This is a genomic window from Kordia antarctica, from assembly GCF_009901525.1.
GTDB classification, from domain to species: Bacteria; Bacteroidota; Bacteroidia; order Flavobacteriales; family Flavobacteriaceae; genus Kordia; species Kordia antarctica.
The window spans coordinates 5,342,085-5,367,016 of sequence record NZ_CP019288.1 but is presented as its reverse complement, the minus strand read 5'-3'; the positions used below and the strand labels follow the sequence as shown (position 1 = coordinate 5,367,016).

General features: G+C 35.2%; 16 protein-coding genes. 3 read left to right on the top strand and 13 right to left on the bottom strand.

All coding sequences use genetic code 11. From position 1 onward, the window contains the following. Positions 1-9 precede the first annotated feature (9 nt). From IMCC3317_RS22600 to IMCC3317_RS22540, 13 genes are all read right to left on the bottom strand, one after another. The gene (locus IMCC3317_RS22600; RefSeq protein ID WP_160131730.1) at positions 10-1,668 is read right to left on the bottom strand and encodes a sulfatase; all 1,659 of its coding nucleotides are present in this window, start codon (positions 1,666-1,668) and stop codon (positions 10-12) included. A 124-nt stretch (positions 1,669-1,792) separates the two neighbouring features. Continuing rightward, complete coding sequence (locus tag IMCC3317_RS22595; protein ID WP_160131729.1) at positions 1,793-2,926, bottom strand: hypothetical protein; 1,134 nt, start codon at positions 2,924-2,926, stop codon at positions 1,793-1,795. Positions 2,927-2,929: 3 nt separating this feature from the next. Continuing rightward, complete coding sequence (locus tag IMCC3317_RS22590) at positions 2,930-4,852, bottom strand: FAD-dependent oxidoreductase (protein WP_160131728.1); 1,923 nt, start codon at positions 4,850-4,852, stop codon at positions 2,930-2,932. Between the two features lie 10 nt (positions 4,853-4,862). Continuing rightward, complete coding sequence (locus IMCC3317_RS22585) at positions 4,863-6,410, bottom strand: sulfatase (protein WP_317172562.1); 1,548 nt, start codon at positions 6,408-6,410, stop codon at positions 4,863-4,865. A gap of 201 nt (positions 6,411-6,611) precedes the next feature. Beyond that, positions 6,612-8,987 carry an alpha-amylase family protein gene (locus IMCC3317_RS22580; protein WP_160131726.1) on the bottom strand — a complete coding sequence of 792 codons (2,376 nt, stop codon included), beginning with the start codon at positions 8,985-8,987 and terminating at the stop codon, positions 6,612-6,614. 55 nt (positions 8,988-9,042) lie between these two features. Then, positions 9,043-10,053, bottom strand: a complete 1,011-nt coding sequence (locus IMCC3317_RS22575; protein ID WP_160131725.1) for a family 16 glycosylhydrolase — start codon at positions 10,051-10,053, stop codon at positions 9,043-9,045. 27 nt (positions 10,054-10,080) lie between these two features. Next, positions 10,081-11,646, bottom strand: a complete 1,566-nt coding sequence (locus IMCC3317_RS22570) for an MFS transporter (RefSeq protein ID WP_160131724.1) — start codon at positions 11,644-11,646, stop codon at positions 10,081-10,083. A gap of 21 nt (positions 11,647-11,667) precedes the next feature. After that, on the bottom strand, positions 11,668-13,560 hold the full coding sequence (locus IMCC3317_RS22565) for a CRTAC1 family protein (RefSeq protein WP_160131723.1): 1,893 nt from the start codon (positions 13,558-13,560) through the stop codon (positions 11,668-11,670). Between the two features lie 5 nt (positions 13,561-13,565). After that, the gene (locus tag IMCC3317_RS22560) at positions 13,566-15,503 is read right to left on the bottom strand and encodes a glycoside hydrolase family 127 protein (RefSeq protein ID WP_160131722.1); all 1,938 of its coding nucleotides are present in this window, start codon (positions 15,501-15,503) and stop codon (positions 13,566-13,568) included. A gap of 125 nt (positions 15,504-15,628) precedes the next feature. Continuing rightward, a complete protein-coding gene (locus tag IMCC3317_RS22555) occupies positions 15,629-17,059 on the bottom strand; it encodes a sulfatase (RefSeq protein WP_160131721.1) in 1,431 nt (476 codons plus the stop codon). Positions 17,060-17,303: 244 nt separating this feature from the next. Then, positions 17,304-18,164 carry an AraC family transcriptional regulator gene (locus IMCC3317_RS22550; protein ID WP_160131720.1) on the bottom strand — a complete coding sequence of 287 codons (861 nt, stop codon included), beginning with the start codon at positions 18,162-18,164 and terminating at the stop codon, positions 17,304-17,306. Positions 18,165-18,270: 106 nt separating this feature from the next. Then, a complete protein-coding gene (locus IMCC3317_RS22545) occupies positions 18,271-18,906 on the bottom strand; it encodes a bifunctional 4-hydroxy-2-oxoglutarate aldolase/2-dehydro-3-deoxy-phosphogluconate aldolase (RefSeq protein ID WP_160131719.1) in 636 nt (211 codons plus the stop codon). A gap of 1 nt (position 18,907) precedes the next feature. Further along, positions 18,908-19,846, bottom strand: a complete 939-nt coding sequence (locus IMCC3317_RS22540; protein WP_160131718.1) for a 2-dehydro-3-deoxygalactonokinase — start codon at positions 19,844-19,846, stop codon at positions 18,908-18,910. Between the two features lie 263 nt (positions 19,847-20,109). On the opposite strand from IMCC3317_RS22540, the gene IMCC3317_RS22535 reads away from it, so the two are divergent. The 3 genes from IMCC3317_RS22535 (at position 20,110) to IMCC3317_RS22525 (ending at position 24,877) form a co-directional block, all read left to right on the top strand. Beyond that, on the top strand, positions 20,110-21,138 hold the full coding sequence (locus IMCC3317_RS22535; protein ID WP_160131717.1) for a family 16 glycosylhydrolase: 1,029 nt from the start codon (positions 20,110-20,112) through the stop codon (positions 21,136-21,138). Positions 21,139-21,174: 36 nt separating this feature from the next. Further along, entirely contained in the window at positions 21,175-21,531 is a 357-nt protein-coding gene (locus IMCC3317_RS22530; protein ID WP_160131716.1) for a hypothetical protein, read from the top strand. Positions 21,532-21,898: 367 nt separating this feature from the next. Continuing rightward, positions 21,899-24,877, top strand: coding sequence for a sulfatase-like hydrolase/transferase (locus IMCC3317_RS22525; RefSeq protein ID WP_160131715.1), 2,979 nt, complete (start codon positions 21,899-21,901; stop codon positions 24,875-24,877). Positions 24,878-24,932 lie beyond the last annotated feature (55 nt).

Genomic DNA, 24,932 nt, shown 5'->3' with positions numbered 1-24,932 from the left:
TTATAAAAATTATAAGTGCGCTTTGTTTCCTTTCCAACCTTTGTTGAATTGTATCATGAGTTCCTTTACTATTGCAGGATTTGCTTCTGCGATGTTTTTTGTCTCCGTCGGATCTGTTTGATGATCGTACAATTCAAGAAAAACAGGTTCTTTTTCAGGATTTGTGTAATCTTTCCAGACGATGAATCGATATCGATTGGTGCGCATTGCATAGCCCATAAGATTGTTTTCAAATAATTCACGATTCCATTTGTCGCCTTGTTGCTTTTTTATTTTTGCTTCTTGTTCTTTAATTAATGGTCCAAAATACGTTTCGCGCATTCCTTTCGATAATGGATTCGCTGCCCATTCGCGCAAGGCTGGTGTTGGAAATTGACTAAATGCCGCATGTTTCCATTCTTGATTTGGGTTTTGTAATAATGGCATAAAACTTTGTCCTTCTAAATGCGTTGGCTTTTCCAATCCTGCTAATTCGGCTAATGTTGGATACATATCTACCAATTCCACTAAAGCATCAGACGTTTTTCCACGAGTTCCTGCAGGCATATCTGGTGTCCAAATCATCAATGGAACACGTGTTCCAATTTCGTAATTGGTGGCTTTTCCCCAAATTCCCATATCGCCTAAATGCCAACCGTGATCGCTCCAAACAATGATAATTGTGTTGTCGCGTACGCCAGCTTCTTCTAAGGCAGAGATCATTTTTCCAACTTGTGCATCAACATATGATACAGAAGCTAAATACGCATGTTTTAGCGTTCTTGCCATTTCATCATTGATGGGTCCTTTTTTCGGAATTCCGAATCTGGCACGCAATTCAAATGATGGATGTAATCCCATAGTTGCGCCATTTTCTGGTGCTGTAGTTTGTGTTGCAAGCTGTATTTCTGCAGGATTGTATAAGTCCCAATATTTTTTTGGAGCCAACCAATCTAAGTGTGGTTTTTTCATTCCCATTCCTAAGAAAAAGGGTTTGTCAGGATTTTTTTCGAGCATATCTTTTAATGTCACAATCGCTAATTCTGCATTGTAGCCATCTTCATAAAATGTGTCTGGAACATCAGCATTTTCGTATGCAGGTCCTTTTCCTAAGCCGTTTCTTGGTGCATTTGGACCATATTTTTCGATCATTTCTGCACGATTCTTTTTGAACATTTCTTGACTTTCTACATTGGCAAATCCACCTGGCGTATTGCTTTTTTTGATCGTCATTTTATCCGTAGCAGGTTCTCTACTCCAAGAGAGTTCTAAATCTGCAAAAGCAGGTTTATGGTATATTTTTCCCGTATGAACCGTTTCGTACCCATTATTTTTGAAGTGTTGCGGAATGGTTATAATGTCTGGATTTGCTTCCCTGAAATAGGTGAAGTTCTCAATAACATTGATCGTTTCTGGTCGTGCGCCTGTCATAATACTAGCTCTTGACGGACTGCAAATTGCTTCTTGGCAATATGCTTTGTTAAAAAGCAAACCTTGACTTGCTAGCTTGTCTAAATTTGGAGTTACTGCAATGTCTGAACCGTAAGCGCCAATTTCAGGGCGTAAATCATCTATAGCAATAAACAAGATATTTGGCTTTTGTTTCGGTGTGTCAACTTTCGTTTCTTGCTTCGACTTGCAACTAAATGCAAAGAGTAAAAGCGTGAGTAGCATTAAACTGAATCTCATATAAATGATATTAATATTTTAGTTTTTTTCGAACACTACAATTTCTGAAAATTGGGATCGATTTCAATCGTCAAAATTATCTATTATCAACAGTATTTTATCTTTATTATTTTGTGAGAATATACTAAAGTTTCTCTTTATTTTTTTTGTAAAATTTGTTTAGTATGCTAGATTGTTCATTTGTAAGTGTTTGAGTTTTTAAAAACCAATACGCACGTCTTGCAATTAAGAAATTACCGTTTAAAAGTGGTATTGTATTTTTGATAATTGTAGTAGAGTTTGAATTCTTTTTTTCCATTAACTCTAGCAATAAAGTGATTTCTTGATAGGATTGTATCGAGGAAAATGTAGCGGTTAGCTTGTCTAAATATGACGTTGGGATAATAGAATCATATTGTTTCAAGGAATGAATTGCTTGCAATCGGTGTTCTTTTTCTCCGTTGGTAAATACTTCTGAAAGTGAAGTCAAATAGATTTCCGTTGGTGTCGTTTCTATATATGACAGCGCTGTTTTTAGGTCTGTTTTATTTTTTAAAACTCTTTTTACAATAACTGTTGCAAAAACCATTGTGTATAGTTTTCGTTGTTTTAATTCTTTTATTGCAATGTTGAAAAAAGTTTTGTTTTCATGTGTAATGAATTGTTTTAGTTGCGCATTAGAAGCAGAATTTCCTGTGGTATTTTTTATATGTTGTATGATTTCGCCATTTGCCCAATGCCATAACGTATAACATGTTAATGCCGCTCCTTTTACAGTATCTTTCTCGTCTAGCTCCAAGATAGTTTCTCCCGAAATGGCATCTACATCATCATTAAGACTGCTTGGTACTGTCCAAATTTCATCAATATAAACATCTTTGAATGGTGAATTTTTATTGCTTAATATACTGTGTAATTTTGTGTAATCTTCTGATTCAAATTTATCAGCTTCATATTTTTCAAGTGTTGCCTCTTTTTGTAATTTGTAGTGTTGATATTCGCCAATAGCATTCCAAAAAATAGTTACAGGAATTACTTTACATACTTCCGCAAGACATATTACCGATTTTACATCCATGTAATAGTGTATAGGCAATCCGTCACTATTTTGAACTTCTACCAGCGTGGAAATGATTGGTTCTTTTTCTCCAGGATGTTGTATGGTAACTTCGTGTTTTATTTCCTTAAAATTGGTGTTTTTTTCAACAGAAATAATACTATTGAAAATTACCAATAATGGAATTAGATACCAATTTACTATTTTTAAATTTTGCATCATTTTTTAAGCGTAACAACGTACTTCAAATAGTTTTATATTTTTTGCACCGTAGGTTTCGGTCATTTTTATGCGTATGGCGGTTGTTTTTAATGTGTTTAATTTTACTTTAATTAAACGCGTTCTGTTGTCTGTAATTTCTCCAACTTGTTTCCATTGTCCATTTACACGAGCTTCAAAACTAAGTGCTTTCAACATTTCTTTAGGGATACCATTTCCATATAAGTCATCGTTTCTACTATCTTTTCGCATCATGATATTACGTTTTAAGTTGGTATCACATTTTAATTCGATTGCCGATAGCGAGATTGCGTTTTCCCATTCTAATTGAACTTCCGCAAGTAAACCATCGGATTGCCAATGGTTTATTTCTCCATAAATATCCCTTGATATTCCATTGATCAAATTTTTCACATCTCCCGAAGTTGTTGAAGAAGCAAAGAGTAAACTCGCTTTTTTTGCAAGATTATTTGAATCATTTGCAGGTCGTTTTGGAATAAACACATCGTCTCGCAAAAGTTGTTCTTGCAGTTCATTGATATATTTTTGACCAATTTCTCTTGGCAAAACGTTTCTTTTTACACACATAGAAGCGGCAGTACCTACGGCTTGTCCTTGTAATGCACAGGTTGCCATAATTCTACTAGATGATAGTGCAATGTGTGTTTGACTTACGTTTCGTCCCGCAAATAATAAGTTTGAAATATTTTTTGAGTATAAACTTCTGAACGGAAATTGATATACTTCTTTGAAATGGTAATGAAAATAGCTTGGAGGCTCCGTTATGTTTTCTATGCCACCAGGATTGTGTTCGTCTAAAGACCAACCTCCAAAAGCAACCGCATCTTCAAAATTTTTATGATGTGTCATGTCTTTTTCTGAAACGATATAATCTCCCATAAAACGACGCGATTCTCTCCTGCCAGGCAACGAACCAACCCAATCCAAGGCTAAGTTTTCAGCTTCTGGAAATTTTCCAGAGTTTTTGATAAAGTCCCAAACACCGTGTAAATATGCCATCAATTTATACCTGTTTGTTTCAGCATCTGCGATGATATCGTCATTACTTCCAACTTCAATCCACCAAATTCCATCTTGAAATCCTGCAAATTTTCTCCTTTTGTGTCCGCCTTCATGTGTGTATTTTACAGCGTATGATGGCGGCGAATACTTCATTGGTTTACCCATGTCTTTGGAAGACATTAAGAGTGTTGCGCCCATTTGCCAACCGTCTGGCTCGTCGGGTGCGTATTTTTCGTTAAATTCTGCTTTTCCTTCTCGCCCAGTTCTATATTCCGCACCAGCAGTTGCTGCTAGCAATCCATCACCAGAGCAATCTATAAATACAGGCGCATTGATGGTAAACATTTTTTCTGTGGTTGATTGCCAACAACGTGCAGATTTTATCTTGTTTCCGCCCATAACTGCTTCAACAGCTTGCGTGTTTAACATCAATGTCAAATTTGGCTCACGTACCACAAAATCATACAATACATGATCAAATACAGGGAAAGATTCTTGTTCATTTTCGAAGCGATTGTGCAGTAGTATTTCTTCAATAATTCCTGTTTCGCGTTCAGCTTTTCCTTTTATATTATTAACTCCATTTAGATGTACGCGTATTTCGCTAGATGCATTTCCACCCAAAACTGATCTGTCTTGAATGAGCACTGTTTTTGCACCATTTCTCGCAGATGCAACTGCGGCACAGATTCCTGCCGCGCCGCCACCAATAACAGCAACTTCATAATTTACTACTGGTTTTCGGTTTGGTGTCCCTGTTTTTCCTGTTCCTAAATGATACCATTTGTCTTTCGCTTCATCATAAATCATATCTTTAGAACTCGCGCATGACGTAACTACCATCGGCACGATTCCTGCTGCAATGACGGCTTTGGTTCCTTTTTTGAAAAAATCTCTACGTTTCATGTGTGTATTGTTATTTACTTGGAAGGTTTCCTTTCCAACCTTTGTTAAATTGTTTCATGAGTTGCGCTACTAATTCGGGAGAATTTTCGGCAATATTAATCGATTCTAAAGCATCATTTTTGTGATCGTATACTTCTATAAAAACTGGTTCTTTTTCGGGGTTGGCTCTGTCTTTCCAAACAATGAGTCTGTATTGTTCGGTTCGCATGGCATAGCCCATTAAGTTATTTTCAAAGAGTTCTCTATCCCATTTTTCACCTAGTTGTTTTTTTATTCGTTTTTCTACATCTTTTAATAATGGACCAAAATAAGTTTCCCGCATGGCTGGTCGTAACGGAAATGCGCCCCATTCTCGCAATGCAGGTGTTGGAAATTGACTAAAAGCCGCTGTTTTCCATGTTACTTTAGGATTGTCTATTAGAGGTTTAAAACTTGTACCTTCTACATGTGCCGGCGTTTCAATACCTGCAAAATCTGAAAGTGTTGGGTATATGTCTACTAATTCTACTAATGCGTCTGTTGTTTTTCCACGACTTCCTTTTGGCATGTTTGGTGTCCAAATTAGTAGCGGAACTCTTGTGGCAATTTCATAGTTGGTGGCTTTTCCCCAAATACCCATTTCGCCTAAGTGAAATCCATGATCGCTCCAAATGATGATGATGGTATTATCGCGAATTCCAGCTTCTTCCAATCCACGTATCATTTTCCCAACTTGTGCATCTACGTAACTTACGCACGCTAAATACGCGTGTTTTAGAGTGATTGCCAATTCTTCATCGATGTCTCCTTTTTTGGGAATTCCGCTTCTTACTCGAAGTTCAAATGATGGATGCAAACCCATTGTCGCGCCATTTTGTGGTGCTTCTTTTTGTAATGCAAGAGCAATATCGTTTCTGTCGTATAAGTCCCAATATTTTTTTGGTGCTACCCAATTTAAGTGTGGTTTGTTATAGCCAACTCCTAGAAAGAATGGTTTTTGATTGTTTTTTGCTAACAAGTCATTCATCGTTGCAATTGCCAAAGTAGTATTGTAGCCATCTTTGTAGGTGTCATCGGATACATCGGCAGCTTCATAGGCAATGCCAGAAGCCAAACCATATTTGGCTACTTTTCCATATTTAGCAACCATTTCTTTTCTTGTTTCAGCTCTTTCTTGGTTATTTTTTTTCAATGCAAAACCAACTGGATTTTTGATTCCTTTTGACGTCATACTATCAATTGCTGCTAATCTGCTCCATGATTGTTCGTCTAAATCTCCATGATGGAAAATTTTTCCTGTGTATACTGTTTCATATCCATGCTGCATAAAGTGTTGTGGCAATGTGATGACCTTGGGATTGACTTCTCGAAATTTAATGTAATTGTGAAAAACGCCACTCGTTTCTGGTCGAATTCCCGTTAGAACGCTTGCACGTGATGGACCGCAAATGGCTTGCTGACAGTATGCATTATTGAATTGTAATCCTTGGCTCGCAAATTTATCCAAGTTTGGTGTAATTGCTATTTTTGAACCATATGCGCCAATTTCTGGACGTAGATCATCAATGGCAATGAACAAGATATTTGGCTTTTGTTTTGGTGTGTGAACTTTTATTTCTTGTTTCGACTTACAACTAAATACAAGGAATAAAAGCATGAGTGACATAAAACGGATTCTCATACAAATGATATTAATGTTTTAGTTTTTTTCAAACATGACAATTTCAGAAAATTAAGACCAGTTTCAATCGCCAAAATTATCTGTTATCAACAGTGTTTTTTATTTAATTTCTAGTAATAGTACTTCTTCTGATGCCAAATTAAATTGAGCATCAACAGCATTAGAAGTCATGATGTTTTTGATTGTTATTGGCGCACCTGATTTTAAAGACAATTTTATTTTGGTCGTATTATGACCAATGTTTAATAAGTTAACCAAATAAGAACCATCTTTTTGCTTGACAACTCTACTTATTGTTGTTTTGAATTCGTTCCCATTATCAGATTCAATGATTACATCTGGCATTTGATCTGCTACTTCTGCTAAGGCAGTTTTTTTGATTTCAACAATATCAGCATTTTTTAAAGCAATCAATTTTCCGTTGCCTGAAGTTAATTTTTGAGTACGTTTTTCACCATATTCATTCATGGATAAACTCTTAGAAGAATCTAAAATTACGGTTCCTCCATTGTCTAAATACGATTGTAACGTTGTAAATTCAGCATCGGTTACATATTCGGTATTGTAAACTACAACTGTGTTCCAAGTACTGTTGTCTTGTTTTTCAATGATGTTTTTTGTGACGAATCCTAATGGCAAACCTTCAAAAAATAAAGATTTGTATAGTTTGTTCGTTTTTGTCATGTACTTAGGCGTATTGATGGCGGAAGTTTCTGAATAGAAAAAACGTAGTGGACGCGGTTGTTCACGAAGTTTTATTATTTCTTCTGAGTAGGTGTTTAAATCAAGCATTACTTGAGTGACTTCATTAGCGATATGTGGTTGCATATTGTTAGAACCTGCGTATGCGCCACCTAAGCCTGGATCAAAGAAATTGAGTTCACCTTCTAAACGATCTTCAGGCGAACCATCTGGATCACGTGCCCAAAACCATCCCATATTTGCATCCATCCCCATTAAGGTAGATAACCAATATACATTACGCACATAACTGGTACGCGCATCTAAGTCTCTCCATTGACCAGACGATAAAAAATGTGATTCAGAATTGACATTAATTTTGTTTGGACTTACAGATTCTAAGAAATCGTGTAGGATTGCCATTCCGCCCCATTTGTAAGTATATTTTTCTATAAAATCGGAATTGATATGCGGTCTAATACTTTTACTACCCAACGCTTTTGCATCGTGTCCGATCATGGTGGTTAATTCTGTAAGTGCTTCAAAATCCATTCCGTGTGAGCGTGAATCTTCATAAAAAGTACGTGGAAAAAGTTTAATATGAGTATCAGCATTTGGATTTACGGCATGTAATTCATCTTGATTGAATTTGAACCATTCCGTAGTTCTATCCATGTGATATCTATTCCAATCATACCACATTGGTTTTCCTGTCAATGCTATATCAATCGGTATTTCTATTTCAACAGCGTTAAAATCTTTATATGTACTTTCCCAGTTTTTATTTAACGCATTGATATTGCCATCGTATTTGTTTTTTAACCAAGTTTTGAATTTATTTAAGGTGTATGAAGATATGTCATTCATTTCCTTATATCTACCTGTCCAATGTCCTTTTTCTGAATACCAATGTGGTTCGTTTGCGAAAATATATCCTAGTTCAGTTACCTTTTTATCTTTAGTGAGTTCTCCGGTACGACGTATAATTTTCCCCCATATTTCTCTCGCCAAAGGATTGTCAATATCAAAACCTGTAAATAAGGAACGTCCTTTTCTGATTTCTGGTTCTTTAGCTTCTGCCCATTCTGGAATACCCATTGACCAATAAATTAAGAAACCAATATTGGTATCTGGAATGCTCGTAAGTTCTTTCATTAATTCTTCATCAAACGTGCCATCTTCTTTGAGTAGGAACGAATTGATAGCACGATCATGATCTACAGGATATAAATTTTCACCTCCATGATAAATTGCGCCTAAGTGATCATTATATACGGCTTCGTTTGTTAGCGGCTGTCCTACAGTTTTTGAGAAGTAATCATAAGGAAAAGAAGGTTTTCCGTTACTTATAAACATATTGTCCGCAGCTTTAGCGTTTTTCCAATCGACTTTAGCAACAGGTCTACGTTTAATTTCACCGTTAAGTTCTTTGTGTAAATCATCAATACTTTTATCTAATATTTGAATGACTTTTTTACGTTCAAAATCGGGTAACATTTCAGCAAGTGAATCTTTTTTGTCTTTGTAATAACGTTCATAGCTAAATAATTTTGCTATGGCAGTTTTATTCGCTTCATCCCAATCAGCAAATTTTATAAATTCTTTTGAGAACCAAAGTGTGGTTTCTTCTCTAGTGACATCAATAGAGTTTGTTTTAGCTTTGCTCATTAGACCCTCAAGGGTTTCTATCTTGGCAAGAGCTTCTTCTTTTGGTGTTTTAAATACAGATTTTGTACCACATCCGTTGAGAAGTATAATACATATAAGACCAAGTAATAACGCCTGTTTTTTCATGTGTATAATAGGTTATCTATTTTAGTATTGAGCTTGTTTAAACTTTTTCAATAGCTTAGTTTTGTTGCCAAACTCTTATGTAATCTATTTGGTATTCTGCAGGTGAAGCTAAGTCTGAAGCTTCTGGTAAGCCTAGCCAAGGAAATGTTTCTGAGTCAAACCAAATCCAATACGCAACATCAGTAACCCATCTGTCTGGATCTGCTCCATTATTTGTTACTTCCGACTTTAAAAAAGTTCCGTTTGGGTGCAATTCTCCATCTATATATACTTTAATATATTCTGCTGTCCATTCAAATCCATAAACATGAAAATCGTCTGCAGTATTATTCTCTGCCTGAACGTTTCTAGTATACGCAGGTCCATTGCCACTAGGCGAATAGTAATCATTATTTGGCTCCCAACTTATCATGTTGACTTTTAATCTTTTTTTCCAATCTTGATTCGTTTTGTGTCCTCCAAACATTTCAAACATATCTAATTCAGATTTATTCGGAATTGATGATCCTGCTCCAGGTCCAGTAGTCCAAAAAGAACTCGTTATTTCTGCATTAGCCGCTTTACTTCTAATTTCCATATAACCATATAGAAATAGTGTTTTACTAATAACTGCTGCTGTCGTAATGTTTTCGTAAGCAACGCCATTTTGAGGTGTTGTAGAAAAAGCAAAATTAGGCTCCCATTTTGTAAGTATTTTAAGTTTATTATCTTCTACGATAGCATTTTCTGTGCTAAACTGCGAAGGTGCTCTTCCAATAAAATTGGATTTATAAATACCGTCTTTCCCTTGAATTTGCCATTTAGTCTCATCTAAAACTGCACCATTAAACTCGTCACTAACTTGAGTGTTTAAAACCCAATTACCTGCATTATCTTGATCTGATAATGGAAAGTTTGCATTCGGAGTTGGATCTGGTTCAGGATCGGGATTCGGAGCTGGATCTGGTTCTGGATCAACAGTAGCAATTGGCTCTGGCTCAGGATCATTCCCATCAGAACAAGAGATGTTTCCAACCATTAAAAATATCGTTATCAGAAAAAGAAATGCCGTGTTTTTTCTATTCATTTTCATCGTTTTTTCTTTTTTATAGTTTTACTTCTTTTCAAGTTTTGCCTGAATTTCTTCTATCGTTAAATTTTTCGTTTCTGGTAAGTATTTATATAGAATGATTAATCCAACAAATACAATTCCTCCATAGAAAAGAAAGATTGAACTTGCGCCCATATTAGCGAGTTGCCATGGAAAGAAAAATTGCGTCAACGCGCTAATTACACTTGATATTAATGCAAAGAATGGAATTGCAATTCCTCTCAAAGAAATCGGGAAAATTTCAGAAAGTAAAACCCACATTATTGGTCCTACTGAAAAGTGAAAAGCGGCAATAAAACTCAAAATACCAAATAGAATTAATGCTGCATTTAATACGGCTGATTTTTGCAAAAAAGTACTCGAATTATCTCTTGCAGAGATTTCTCCCATAACACCTTTTACTGCTTCTTTAAATTCAATATCTGTTGCATATTGTTTTCCAACTAAAGTTGTGAGTTTGTTTATTTCGGGAATGTCTTGCATTTCAGAAATTGCTTTTTCAGTTACTTCATATTTTGCAGTTCCAAAACCATACGCGCAAATTCCTAAGCTTAAAACTACCCAAACTAATCCCCAAATCATCATTGGTCGCCTTCCTACTTTGTCAATTAAAACGAGTGATAAGACTGTAAAAATCACACTTACCAAACCTATCCAAATGGCTTGTTGAAATGCTGCTTGTTCTCCTAAGCCAAGTTGTTCCATTACAGTTGGCGCATATGTTAACACTGCGTTGATTCCTGTAAATTGTTGCACAAGTGCCATCGTTAATGCCACAACAGCAATGATGCTCATTTTGGAGCTAAAAATTTCTTTTAGTTGCGAACCAACCGACCTGTCTTGATTTCCTTCTGAAACACTTTGCTGCATTTCTGCAACTTGAATTTCTATTTCATTTTCAGGAATTACTTTTTTTAGTGTTTGTTTTGCTTCTTCATGCTTACCTTTGTAAACTAACCAAGCTGGACTTCTTGGCACTGTATAAAGTAATCCAAACCATATTAATGCAGGAATGATTTCTATTCCTAACATCCATCGCCAAGTGTATTCTTTTAAACCTATAGAAGTTACCCATTCTGCATCAGAACTAGTAGCTTGCAATATCCAATAATTGATAAAGTAAGCCGCTGTAAGTCCTATAACGATGTTTATTTGCGTCATTGAAACCAACTTTCCGCGCCATTTTGCAGGTGAAATTTCGCCAATATACATCGCTGCCAACGTGATTGAGCTAAATGCCAAACCTCCTAAGAAACGTGCTGCAAGTAAGGTTACATACGAAGGTGCAAATGCAGAGCCTAATGCGGAGATTAGATATAATGCCGCAATGACTTTTAGTGTGGCTTTTCGTCCATATTTGTTACTTCCCCAAGCGGCTAGTGGCAATGCTACCAATACGCCAATTCCTGGTCCGAAACCAAGTGCGCCTACTTGCCATTCATTAAGATTAAATTCTGCTGTAATGAATTTGAAAGCTCCCGAAATTAGGGCGGCATCTAAACCAAATACAAAACCACCTAAGGCAACTATAGTTGCATATGTAAAGGCATTTTTTTTGAATGAACTCATAGGGTATTGTTTATTTTTGGGTTAATTCCCAATTTTTATATTCTGTGTGTCTCCTGTTGCTTTTTGTGTGATTGTTTCTCCGTTTGACCATGTTACTTTGATTTCTACGGATTCATCACATGTGTTTCTTCCAAAGTGTACAAATGTATCATAGCTTAAGGAATACATTGCGCCAGTTGCACCAACACGTTTTGTTTGCGTATTTTCACATGAAGAAATTTCAACAAATGCACCTAATGGTGAAACCTTATTTTCTTTTGATGTTCCAACTTCAATCGTGATGTAATTGTTATTTTTTGCAGTAGCTAATTCATTTTTGAATAGATGCCATTTTCCTCTTTCGTTGCCAATAATTACATCAATTATTCCGTTCTTGTCATAATCGATTGTTTCGACCGCCATGCCAATTGCACCTTGTTCTGAAGAAATAACTCCGTGCTTTTGAAGTTTTTCAAATCCTTTTCCTTTTTTGTTTAGATAAATGATCGATGCGTTCGCGTGAATTAAATTCCCTCTTTTAACAACTAAAATATCTTGATAACCATTATTGTCAAAATCTGCTACAGTAACTGCTGTTGTATGTTCTTTGAAGTATAAATTATTCTCTTTGGTTACATCTTTGAATTTTTTACCTGTATTTTCTAATAAGATATCATGCAATCCTTCTGAATGTTTACTTATTGGATAGTTCTTTACATTGCGAATGATTCCTGTTGCTGGTGCCCACAAAAACCCTGCAATACGCCATTTTTCATTTCCGACATAGCCAATATACCAACCTTTTTTTTCTTTGTAATTGGCATTGTCGGGAAAACCTAAAGCGTCACTATTTACAAGTCGAATGTTTTTTCCTGAATGCGTTTCGCCTGGAAATTCATAATCATAAGACGATTCGCCAATGAAATATGTATCATTATTTGGCCATTGCGACTGAAAGTTTTCCAACGTTAACAAATCGCCAACAGGCAAATCTTCTAATTGAAAGAGTCCGCGTTTTGTGAAGAAACCTAGCGTTTTTGTTTCTTTGTCGTAGAATGTTTCTCCTTTTTTGAAATCTTCTCCTCTAGTAATATATAAATCAAAATCGCCATCGTTGTCAAAATCTATTTCTGCAATGCCTGTAACTTCGGTTATATTTTTTGGTAATATTTTTTTTGAGACATCTTTATACGTTAAACCGCCATTTCCTTGATATGCTTTTAGCGCGCCATTTCCGTAGAGAATAATATCTAGTATTTGATCGTTATTAAAATCAGTTACCATTGTTTTTTGTCCATCTACTTTGATTGCAGGAAGCGTATTGTTGAGAATTAATTCTTCTTTTCCATTGTTTTCATAGATGTAATTTTCGCTTTGTCCTTTTTTAGAAGCATCTGGAAATGCAAAGTTTAGCAAATCTAAATCGCCATCATTATCGCCATCAATGAACGCAACCGTACGACCTCGCATTAATGCCAACGGTTCTTTGAAATCTGGCAACGGAATGAATTCACGATTTTTAGTTACTCGAAATATTTTAGAGTTTCGAGCATTACTTCCCGAGCCGCCACCACGTGACATAATGACTTCTAAATTCCCGTCTTTGTCAAAATCTCCAACCGAAATACCGTGTAAATCTCCCATAATAATATCATACGGTTTGGAAAATTTACCTTTATTGTTCCATTGTACTTGTATCCCAAAACCATGATCGTTAATTAACAGATCAGGATATCCATCTTGATCTAAGTCAGCAATTACGGGCGAATCCCATTTTCGAAGATTTTTGTCTTGTCTAGGAAATTCCTTGAACACTTCTTTAAAAGATCCGTTTTCTCCTGTTTTCTGAGCAAAGCTTTGCGTAGTTATAGCAATAACAATGCATGCCGTTAAAAACAGTTTTAGATATAGTGTATGTAATTTTTTATAATGCATATTATTTAGTTCCAAACGATTGGCATGAATACTGTCATTTCGGCCTGACCGCGATTACTCCAAGCAAAATAAGGCACAAATTGCGCTTTGTATGTTTCCCACGTTGGTTTTTCTACAGTTCTGTACATACCTTCTTTTTTGTCTTTTCGTAATAATAATTCGCCTTCTATAGTTGTTACTCCGCCTAAAAAGTCTTTTTTGTGTTGTGCTTTTAGTGGAATATTTCCATTAAAATACACATCTAGTATTTCTGTTCCTTTTGGTAAATCGGGTGTTTCTATACAGTATACAATTGGTCCGCGTTTGATAGCGACTTGATTTCGTACTTCTTCAATTCTTGGATGACCTTCTACAAGTTTTATTTCCATCGGAAGATTTAATGTAATGACATCTCCTTTTTTCCACGCGCGATTGATCGTTGCAAATGTTCCCGATTGTGCAGCTTCCGCAGTTTCTCCATTTACTGAAATCGTTGCGCCTTCGCACCAAACTGGAATTCTTAATTGCATGTCAAATGCTTCATTCTTGCATTCGTCTATTGTAATGGTTACTTTTCCATCCCACGGATATTCAGTGACTTGCGTTAATTTTATTGGAGATCCATCTGTAAGTTTTGTGTCTAATTTGTTTCCTCCGTAAAGGTTTACAGCAACTCCATTTTTCGTAATACTATAACTCCAACCAGATACTTTTGCAATGGTTCGCACCAAGTTTGGCGGACAGCAAAAGCATTCTAAATATGGTTCTCTGTTTGGTGTTTCGGTTATGTCTTTATGTGAATGATAATCTCTTGTATTGTTCACCATTCGCAACGGATTTGCATAGAAATAATCTTTTCCTTCTACACTTATTCCTGATAAACCACTGTTATATAATACCAATTCTATGATGTCTGCATATTTTGAATCGCCATGAATATGTAACATTCTATAACTGAACATTGCGTTACATAAGTTGGCACATGTTTCATTGTAAGCGGTCATATTTGGCATCATATACGCATCAATAAAACCTTCTTCAATCATATCTAAATTGGTCGATGCGCCATAATGTGCTTGACCAACCGCGCCTGTAACGTACATTTTTTTGTCTGTTACATTCGCCCATAGTTTGTCTAATGAGTTTAGCAATGCTTTTTCGCCAGTTTCTATATAAACATCTGCTGCACCAGCGTAATAATATAGTGCTAAAACTGCATGCCCGACAGCTTCTTCAGCTTCTCGAAACGGCGTGCGTTCTTGTACCATATCTCCGATAGGATAACCGACTGTTGTTGCATCATGTTTTATTTCGTATGTACCGCGATTGTTGATGAATTTTTCAGCGAGTTTTAGATACTTTTTATTTTTTGTTACTCTGTATATTTCCACCAATCCCATAATTTGCGTTTGGTTGAATCCAAAACGCGCATAGTGTTTTGTATTTGGCATGAAGATCGTGTATAACAAATCGGCATGTTTGATGGCAATGTCTAAAAAGTTTGTTTTTCCTGTAATGTTGTGATGTACACATGCGCTGATGTAAAGATGTCCGCTGTTGTACATTTCATGGTATTTTCTGTTTTCAAAACGATCGGCATCTGCTCGTAATTGAATTTGCGTTTGCAAGTATCCATCTTCTTCTTGTGCTTTTCCAATGAGCTCAATATACCCATCTAATTCATGGAGTAATTGCTCATTTTTGGTATGCGCATACACGTACATTTTGGCTTCCATAAATTTATAGAAATCGCCATCATGCCAAAACATACCTTTGTGTTCACCTTCTTTTTCACCTGCGGCAATTTTAAAGTTGTTTAGGGCATGTCCAATATCGCCACATAATAAATTGCCCATATAAGGCACCATTACTTCTTCACAGGTTTTGAATTTTTCAGCCCAAAATCCTTCTGTCCAATTACAATCGCCTATCTGTATTTGCTTTAATGTATGATGTGTACTCATGTTTTTAATGTATCTTTTTTATCGCTTTCGCGAGAATGTACGCTGTGATAAATTTAGTTTTTAGTGATTTTCGCCACTTTTGTTATGATTAACATTGTAAAAATCAGATGTATATTTTCACCTTGTTATTGTTTGATCTTTGTTTCTTTTTTTATGATACTTTTTGGCTGATTTTCTATGTCCCAATAGTCATCCATCCTGTCAATATCTAGTTTTTCAAAGCTTTTTTTGAGCATCCAACGTGGTCTTTCCAACGTTAATTCCCATTCAAATAATTCTTTATACATTTCCTTGACGCGTTCAGGTTCCGAAGCAGCAAGATCGTTGAGTTCTTTTAAATCATTTGGCAAGTAAAACAACATGGCTGGACGATCAGGAAAACGAATGAGTTTCCAATCTCCTTTACGAATGGTACCACGTCCATCTTTTTTCCAAAATAACACATTGTGCGGTTTGTCTGTTTTAACATTTTGCAGATACGGTAGTAAATCTACTCCATCAATGTCTTTTAATTTTTCAGCGTTTCCGCCTGCCGCCGCGTAGAACGTTGGTAAAATATCGAGTAAACTTATTGGATGTTCATACGTAGTATTTGGATTAATTTTTCCTGGCCATTTCATTAAAAAAGGAACACGAATTCCACCTTCTAAGTGATTGGATTTTGTTCCACTTAGTGGCAAGTTTGAAGCCGCATTTTTGTCAGTTGGGCCACCATTATCGTTTGTGAACACAACGATTGTATTTTTATCTAATCCTAATGCTTTTAGTCTGTCAAGCACTTTTCCTGCGGCTCTATCCAATGCTAATGTCATAGCTGCCACCGTTTTTCTTTTCCCTGTTAGTTGTGGAAATTGCGCTAAATCTTCTGGCGTTGCATCCATTGGTGTATGTACTGCATTGAATGAAATCATGACAAAAAACGGATTGTTTTCTTTGTTACTTTTTTCTATGAATGTAATCGCTTCATCCGCTAATACATCTGTAAGATAGCCATTTGGTTCTTGGTAGTTTCCTAAACCGCGTTCCATTAAATCCAGTTTATTTTTAGGTTCTTTTGAGTACGGAAAGTAACTCCTTGCGCCACCTCTGAATCCATAGAATTCATCAAAACCGCGTTTGGTTGGATGAAATTTGTCTGCGCCACCTAAATGCCATTTGCCATAAAAAGCAGTACGATATCCTTGTTTTTTTAAGTAATCAGCTAAAGTAACTTCTTCTGTAGGAACGCCCATTTGTGCGCCATCTGCAGCAGAAACTTTACTCATATAGCCTGGCACATTGTTTTCTTCAAAGCCAAAACGTTGTTGGTATTTCCCAGTGATTAATCCTGCGCGTGAAGGTCCACAAGTTGGATCGGAAACATACGCTTGTTCAAATCGAACACCTTGTTTGGCTAGTTTGTCTAAGTTTGGTGTTTTCATGACATCACTACCGTGAAATCCAAAATCGGCAAAACCTGCATCATCTGCAAATAACAAAACGATGTTTGGTTTTTCTTGCGCAAGTATTTGTGTTGAAAACGTTATCGCGATTAAGGTAATAAAAAGGCTTTTCATCTGTAAAACTATCTTTTGTTTACAAGCTGATTTTACTCAGCTTAAATGTTTCGACTAAATTATATACAAAATCGGATTAGTTTTAATTATAACTTACCATTTAGTAACTCTTATTTACCTTTATTGGTTTTTGGAAGATAATTGTGCTATTTTTTGATCGTTTTTATGGAATTTAGAAAATATGGTATCCATAGTTTGTCTTGAACTAATAGTGCTATTTTTCAAAGTAGCGTTGCAAATAGTTCTATAAAGATTCTCGGTAATCTTTAGGAGTTGCTCCCATGATGTATTTGAACTGTTTGTTAAAGTTGGTTATTGAATTGTATCCAACTGCATAACAAACCGACGAAACCGATGCTTGTCTTTGAACTAGTAAGCGAGAAGCGTTTCTGATTCTGACCTCATTTAGAAATTGCGTGAACGACTTATTGGTCATTTTCTTAAAAAATCGACAGAAAGAATTCGTTGTCATACAAGCCACTTCTGAAACATCTGTGAGACTTATGTTAGAAATATAATTATCGGATATATATTTTAATACTTGATCAATACGCTCAGAATTTTCAGTTGTATATTGACGCATATCTGAAGATGATAGTATTTTTTTATCTGTAGTTTGCGACAGCTTAAATAGAATATTTAATAGTTCAATACTTTGTTCTGCTTTTGATAATGTAGATAATACCATTAAATCATCATGCAAATTTTTACTTAGTGCTGAACCAAAAGATATACCATAGTTCGATTCTTTTAAAAGCTTGTCAATTCCTGAAAACTCAGGATTATTAAAAGTGTTTTCGCCTATAAAGTCTCTTGTAAATTTGGTTACAATCGTTTTTACAGAGATTTCATCTTCTGTTTGGTTGTAATAAGAAACGTCATTTCTCCATAAATGTGGTAAATATGGACCTACTAATACTAAGTCTTCTGGTGTAAATTGTGAAACATCATCACCCACAAAACGAATTCCGAAACTTTCAGAGATATAAATTAATTCATATTCCGCGTGGTAATGCCACTCAGAATCCAGACATGGCTTCTCTTTCGTCGTAATACTGAGACGTTTATTTTGGAGTGTATCGTTATTTTTTATTACCAATTTCATATATATCAAATATAAATAAAAATAATTTGATAATTATAACTCTTTTATTTGATAATTTAATAATGATATTAACAATTATTTATTTAAACTGCTTTTCTGATACAATTTATTGAATTTCTGCAACAATGCTTTTGAAGTATGTTTCTAATGCACTAAAGTCATTATTTGCAATTATTTTTTTATTGAGCAATGAACTTCCCATACCAACACCTGTTGCGCCAGCTTGAAAAAACGATTTTATATTTTCTTTTGAAACGCCTCCGGTTGGCACTAATTTTATTATGTTTAAAGGACCAAGAACATCTTTTATATAGGTAGCTCCTAGTTGTGTAGCTGGAAAAACTTTGACCGCCGACGCACCTAAAGACCAAGCTTTGTAGATTTCGGTTGGCGTGAATGCGCCAGGAAATATTGGAATGTTTTGCTGAACAGCCTTTTTTATGACAATTTCATCAATGATTGGTGTTACAATGAATTGCGCGCCTGATTTTACAGCTTTGTCATAATCTTCCGTTGTGCAAACCGTTCCTGCGCCAACATTTAATTCCGGGAAATTAGTTCTTAAATATGAGATAATTTTATCAGCATCTTTGGTATTCATCGTGATTTCAATCGTAGTCAATCCTGCGTTTACGTATGCTTGCGCAATTTTTTTTACGGTTTCCATAGGAATGTTTCTCACGATTCCTATAATTGGAACTTTATTGAATAATTCCCAAGAAAAATTTGATGTAGTTGTCATGTTATATTCCTATTTTTTGTTGTCCAATAATGATTGCTTTTTCTACGATTGCTTCATTAAATAAAATGTAATTATCGGAACCTATTATATAATCTAAACCTAATTGATATAATTTTGAGAGTGAAGCTGGCGCAGCTATGTATATTTTTTGAGACGTTTCTTTTAAGTACGCCAATTCATCGCCTATTAGTAAACCACTTAAAAAATAGTAGTTTTCTTCGTGTGTTGCTTTTTTAGCTAAGTCGTTTGCACGAATGGAAAATAAGTTTGCGCTTAATTCACCTTTTACACCAAGTTGTACACCTTTTAAAAAGTGTGCTTCTAATGATGAATTAATTGGTGTCTTTTTTATTGAATTTGATAAGATACTTTTTGTGGCTAATAATTCAAAAACTTCGCCTGTCATGTAACTTTTCAACGCTGTAAATTGTCCGTTTGTATACGTTAGATGTTTGCTGTGTGTTCCTGGTAGAATTAAGATACTGTCTTCATTCGTCATATTTTCTGAAAGACCAATGGCTTGTGTTTCTTCGCCACGCATCATTCCAAAAGCATCTGAAACACCTGAGATTAACAGTATTTCTAAACCAGTATTGAGTGTTATTTTTTTTGATAAGAGCGAACTTCCATCTTTTTGAAAAGGCATTTGCGCATACGGCATTTCAGACATACCAATATTTGCGGTAATCATTCCTGAAGCAATTATGAGATGGTTTTGATGTTCTTTTGGTAGTTGCTGCACTTGTTTTTGCAGATATTCAGCAAAGAAATCTGTTTGACTTAATTTTTCTTGCTGTAAAAATTCGCCATAAACTACTTTGACACCTTTCGTTGTTGCTAATGTGTGTATTATTTTTAAGGCATCAAGTGCTACAACGTGCAATCTAAAATTACTCGTTCCCCAATCGCAACTTATAAAATGTGTTGGTGTTTTTTTCATTTCGCTTCAAGCAAAAACTTAGTTATACTAAAATAATGTTTTGTTACACTACAAAGTACATTCATTATTAGTCTATAAAAATTGTGTCAATTATCATTTCATAGTCCTATTTTACCCTATTTTCAACTTCTTCATCAATTTATTCCTCAGAAAGTTATTAAGGGTAATTTCTATTTATAAGTGGGTAATTTACACTACAATAACGTTTTAGATTTATCCATAAATTTGTTTCATAAAATATCCAAGATCATAATTATAATAAAATGACACACCAATTTTCTTATTACAAATATATAGTAATAGTCTTTGCTTTCTTGATGATGCTTAGTTGTGGAAATCAAAAACAAAGTGCTTCAAATGCAACTCAGAAAACGATTTCTGTTCTTCCAAAATCTGATCCTTCAAATACTGGAAATTGGACATTAAATACAGACGTAAGTGATGAGTTTAACGCTAAAGACTTAGATACTGATAAATGGCGTATTGTTGGTGAGTTTGAAAATGGCGTTCCAACGTATGTTAATGAAGATCAACCTGGGAAGACAGAATGGATTGGTAGAGCGCCTTCTCAGTTTTCTGGTAAAAATTTTAGACTAGAAAATGGGATGCTTATTTTAGAAACAAGATGGGAACCTGATTTTCCTTTTAGCAATACTACTCAGAAATATCAAGGCGTAGAATATAAGTATGAAAACATTACCACAGCTTGCTTAATTACCCGTAAACTATTCAAATATGGTTATATGGAAATCAGAAGCAAAGCCGCTGATGCCGAAGTTACGAGTTCTTTTTGGGGTACAGGAAACGGTACAGAGTTTGATATGTTTGAAATGTTTGGAGATCACAGACAACCACAAAAAGAAGAAAGAGGAAAAGACAGAGAGTTATGGTGGTCTATTCACGATTGGAGCAAACTAGGAAAAGGAAAAACAACGTATACAGAACACCGTGATCTTGGTTTTAGAGTTGCAGACGATTTTCATGTGTACGGTATTGAATGGAATGAAAATGGAATTACGTATTATATTGATGGAATAAAACTTTTTTCGGTAACGAAAGAAGAAATCAATGCTTATGATGATGTCGCTAAAAATAAAGGCGGAAACGGAACAAATGAAAATTATGTACTGACAAAACCAATTAGAATCTGGCTTGACCAAGAAACATTTCCTTGGCATGGTGTTCCAGATAGTAAAGAAGATTTAGAATTAAATAGCCCTGAAGGCAAAAAAGATGATGGCGTTGTCGATTTTGAAATTGATTATGTACGCATTTGGCAAAAGAAAAATTAATTAGTATTTGATAAACCCTTTAAAATTTATATTACGATGAAAAAAATCCTTATTACACTTGTATTAATTATGGCATTCGTATCAACATACGGACAAAATAAGTATCACGAAAGACAAAACAAAGTTTATATTGAAGCCGCTGCTGCAGAGTACAGTTTGGATGATAAACAACAAGCAGAACTTTCTGAAGCTCGCATGGAAATGGTTGCTGTTTACGTATCGAGCAACAAAGCTTTTAAGAATGATGAAATCTCGAAAGAGAAGAAACAAGAATTAACTAGAGAAGCTAGTAAATTGTATCACAATAAAATGTCTAAAATCACAGGGAAATCATACAAAGATATGAAGCCTTTTTTAGAGAAAATGCGCGAAGAATTAAAGAAAGTAAAATAACGTGTTTTAAGGTTTGTACAATTAGCAAGCCTTATCTATAAACAATCATTACAGCTTGCGATTAGAAGTTCTTATCAGAATTTTGATCGCAAGTTTTTTTTGACCTCAGTTAATATCTGTCAAAAATTACCTTTAAGATAATTTTTAGGTAAAGATGAGTTAATATGGAGTCAGTTAAGGTTAATTTAAACTCAATCATTTTCGTTAAAGTCAGCTATTTTTGAGTTGAAAATATGTAGATAGATATCGTATTAAAATATAGTTCATTTAAAAACGTATTTCAAATTTTATCAAATTCATACTATTTAGTTTTACAGCATGTAGAAATTGAATTGAAAAAAATCATCAAATACCAAGATAACATATAATGAAAAATAGTCTTCTTTTATCCTTTATCAAATTGTTGATTGTCGTCACTCCATTGATTGGATTTTCGCAAACACAAGGCACGCGACCAAACATTGTGCTAATATTTGCAGATGATTTAGGGTATACCGATGTCGGGTTTAATAGACCTGCAAACTTTCCTCCAGAATACGGAGTGATTCCTACGCCAGAATTAGATGCGTTAGCTGCAAATGGAGTCATTGCTGAAAATGCACACGTTGCACATCCATTTTGTGGACCTAGTAGGGCTGCTTTGCTAACTGGCGTATATCCTCATAGGGTTTGTGCGCAATACAATTTAGAAAACAGTGTTAACAATCCTTTGGGTGTTACAACAAGTGAAAAGTTTTTTAGCAAAGTGCTTCAAGAAAATTCTTATAATACCGCAGCTATTGGTAAATGGCATGTAGGTGTTGCGAATGAATTTATACCTAATAACAGAGGATTTGATTACTTTTTTGGAATGCTCGGAGGTGGACATCAGTATTATGAATCTGATTATGAAGCGCAATATTACAACAGTGTTACTAACGGAAATCCTGTAACTAATGAATATAGAGTTCCGCTGTTGCGAAATAATACGTACGTAACTGCATCTGAGTTTGGTAATACTGAATATTTAACGGACATTCTTACAGAAGAAGCAGTTAATTATATTAACACTAATGCAGCAGATCCAGATCCATTTTTTCTGTATTTAGCATACAATGCACCACATACGCCTTTGCAAGCACCGCAAGCTAAAATAGATCAATTTTTGATAGACAATCCAAATTTTGAGACCTTAGTGGCGTCAAGTCCAGATATCCTAAATGCTAATATTCCTAGTAGTTGGACGGGAACAGATGCAGAGTACAGACAAGAATTAGTGCAAGATAGAATTGTATATGCTACTATGGTAAGCATTGTGGATGAAGGTGTTGGTTTAGTTAAAAATGCCTTACAAAACAATAGTATATTAGATAACACCTTAATTATCTTTATGAGTGACAATGGAGGGAAATTAAGGCAAGCAGGAGCTGTAAATTATCCGCTTACGAATGGAAAAGGTAGTGTGGATGAAGGCGGACATCGTGTGCCTATGTTTTTTCACTGGCCAGATCAACTTTCTGCCAATCAAACATACGATCATTTAGTATCTTCATTAGATTTATATCCTACATTTATTGATTTAGCTGGTGCGCCAGTTCCTGCCGGAAAGCTTTTAGAAGGGAAATCTATTATGGACGATGTAATCGCAAATCAAGATGCACGTTCAGGAGAAAATATATATGTAATGCGTCCACAATTAGGGTTTCAAAATGGAGCCGTAATGAGAGGAGATTATAAAGTGGTAAAAAAAGGAAACAACAATACAACGGCAGCTTTCAAATTATATAATATTGCCACAGATCCTGGAGAAACAACAGATATTAGAAGTACGGAGCCTAATGCGGAAGTTATTATTGATGATATGCTTATGCAAGGCGTAGTTTGGGTATCCGAATTTCAAAATGTAAATCCATGTTGGTTTGACAATGACGGTAATGGAAGTGGTCATCCGCATAGTTTTTTGTGGGATGATGGTACGTTGCCAAATTATGATGGATTCTTTGGAATGCCGCTTATAGCAAATTCTGATGAAATTAGTGTTACAGCAATTGGAGATGCTACTGAAGGCGGAACTGATGGCGTATTTAGAGTTAGTTTACCCGTAGGAACTCAAGCAGCGTCAGATATCAATGTAACTTATGACGTTGATGGTGTTGCAACTTCAGGTACGGACTATAATACATTATCAGGTACACTTACCATACTAGAAGGAACAAACAGTACGGACATCATAATTGTTGCGGTTGATGATAGTACAGCTGAAAGTAATGAAACTGTTATTATTACATTAACAGGATCTTCGGCTGGTACCATAAATATTAATCCAGCAGAAATCAATATCCTTGACGCTCCTGTAGTAGTAAATCCAAGTACATTAGTTGCAGGAGATATCGCAATAGTAGGCTATAAAGCAGCTGCTGGAAATATAGCAGAACTTGCTTTTATTCTATTAAAAAATATAGAACCAGGAACTTCAATTTGTATATCTAACCGCAGTTGGAAAGACGATGGTTCGTTTAATACTTCTGGTGATGGAAGTCCATTTGGGATAGATGATGTTTTTTCATGGACATCAGATAGTTCTCACGCTGTTGGAACTGTTTTAAAACTAGAAAGTAACGGAACAGTTACTACGGTTATCAATGGAATTGAAACTTTAGTAGGAACAACCAATCAGTTAGTAGGAACAGATGGTGATTTTGATCTTTCACCAGCAGGAGACTCTATATTAATTTATAGTGGAAATACTGCGACACATCCAGATGACACTAGTAATACATGGCTAACAGGTCTAAACACGAATGGAGTCGAAAACACCAGTATTCAAGCTGCAGGTTGGGCTATAGGAGGTGGAAACGCATATTGCGAATTACCACTAGCTCTTGTAGGATTCAATATTGATGTTACAGGAGGAAATGTGGCGAATCCTTACGATCAAAACTTCGGAGTGTATATCGGGAATGATTCAGGAGATATCAATTCTCTTAGAAATAGCATAAATGATTACAACAATTGGAATGTGAATGAAAGTAACGCTTATTTTTTATGGAGGAATGACAACACAGTTGGAGGAAACAATGGGAATATTATGTTAAGTAATATGGTTTTAAGTACCAACGACTTTGCAATGGAAAATTTAACAATTTATCCAAATCCTACGACTGATATATTGCACATAGATTTTAAGGAATCCGTAAATAATTTAGAAATAGAAATTACATCTATTACAGGGAAAAAAGTACAAATACTTAGAGAATCGAATATTAAAAGTAAAAAAATAGATTTTTCAAACCTTACTTCAGGTCTGTATATTTTAAGGCTAAAATCTGATAGTGGCGTTGTAACAAGAAAAGTAATGAAACTATAATTTGATAAATAAATTAACAACAACCGAAAGAAACTATTATAAAAACATCAAGTAA

Excerpts from the sequence above, each read along its gene's own strand:
- IMCC3317_RS22600 (WP_160131730.1), bottom strand. The coding sequence starts at position 1,668 with ATGAGATTCAGTTTAATGCTACTCACGCTTTTACTCTTTGCATTTAGT.
- IMCC3317_RS22595 (WP_160131729.1), bottom strand. The coding sequence starts at position 2,926 with ATGATGCAAAATTTAAAAATAGTAAATTGGTATCTAATTCCATTATTG.
- IMCC3317_RS22590 (WP_160131728.1), bottom strand. The coding sequence starts at position 4,852 with ATGAAACGTAGAGATTTTTTCAAAAAAGGAACCAAAGCCGTCATTGCA.
- IMCC3317_RS22580 (WP_160131726.1), bottom strand. The coding sequence starts at position 8,987 with ATGAAAAAACAGGCGTTATTACTTGGTCTTATATGTATTATACTTCTC.
- IMCC3317_RS22575 (WP_160131725.1), bottom strand. The coding sequence starts at position 10,053 with ATGAATAGAAAAAACACGGCATTTCTTTTTCTGATAACGATATTTTTA.
- IMCC3317_RS22570 (WP_160131724.1), bottom strand. The coding sequence starts at position 11,646 with ATGAGTTCATTCAAAAAAAATGCCTTTACATATGCAACTATAGTTGCC.
- IMCC3317_RS22565 (WP_160131723.1), bottom strand. The coding sequence starts at position 13,560 with ATGCATTATAAAAAATTACATACACTATATCTAAAACTGTTTTTAACG.
- IMCC3317_RS22560 (WP_160131722.1), bottom strand. The coding sequence starts at position 15,503 with ATGAGTACACATCATACATTAAAGCAAATACAGATAGGCGATTGTAAT.
- IMCC3317_RS22555 (WP_160131721.1), bottom strand. The coding sequence starts at position 17,059 with ATGAAAAGCCTTTTTATTACCTTAATCGCGATAACGTTTTCAACACAA.
- IMCC3317_RS22550 (WP_160131720.1), bottom strand. The coding sequence starts at position 18,164 with ATGAAATTGGTAATAAAAAATAACGATACACTCCAAAATAAACGTCTC.
- IMCC3317_RS22545 (WP_160131719.1), bottom strand. The coding sequence starts at position 18,906 with ATGACAACTACATCAAATTTTTCTTGGGAATTATTCAATAAAGTTCCA.
- IMCC3317_RS22540 (WP_160131718.1), bottom strand. The coding sequence starts at position 19,846 with ATGAAAAAAACACCAACACATTTTATAAGTTGCGATTGGGGAACGAGT.
- IMCC3317_RS22535 (WP_160131717.1), top strand. The coding sequence starts at position 20,110 with ATGACACACCAATTTTCTTATTACAAATATATAGTAATAGTCTTTGCT.
- IMCC3317_RS22530 (WP_160131716.1), top strand. The coding sequence starts at position 21,175 with ATGAAAAAAATCCTTATTACACTTGTATTAATTATGGCATTCGTATCA.
- IMCC3317_RS22525 (WP_160131715.1), top strand. The coding sequence starts at position 21,899 with ATGAAAAATAGTCTTCTTTTATCCTTTATCAAATTGTTGATTGTCGTC.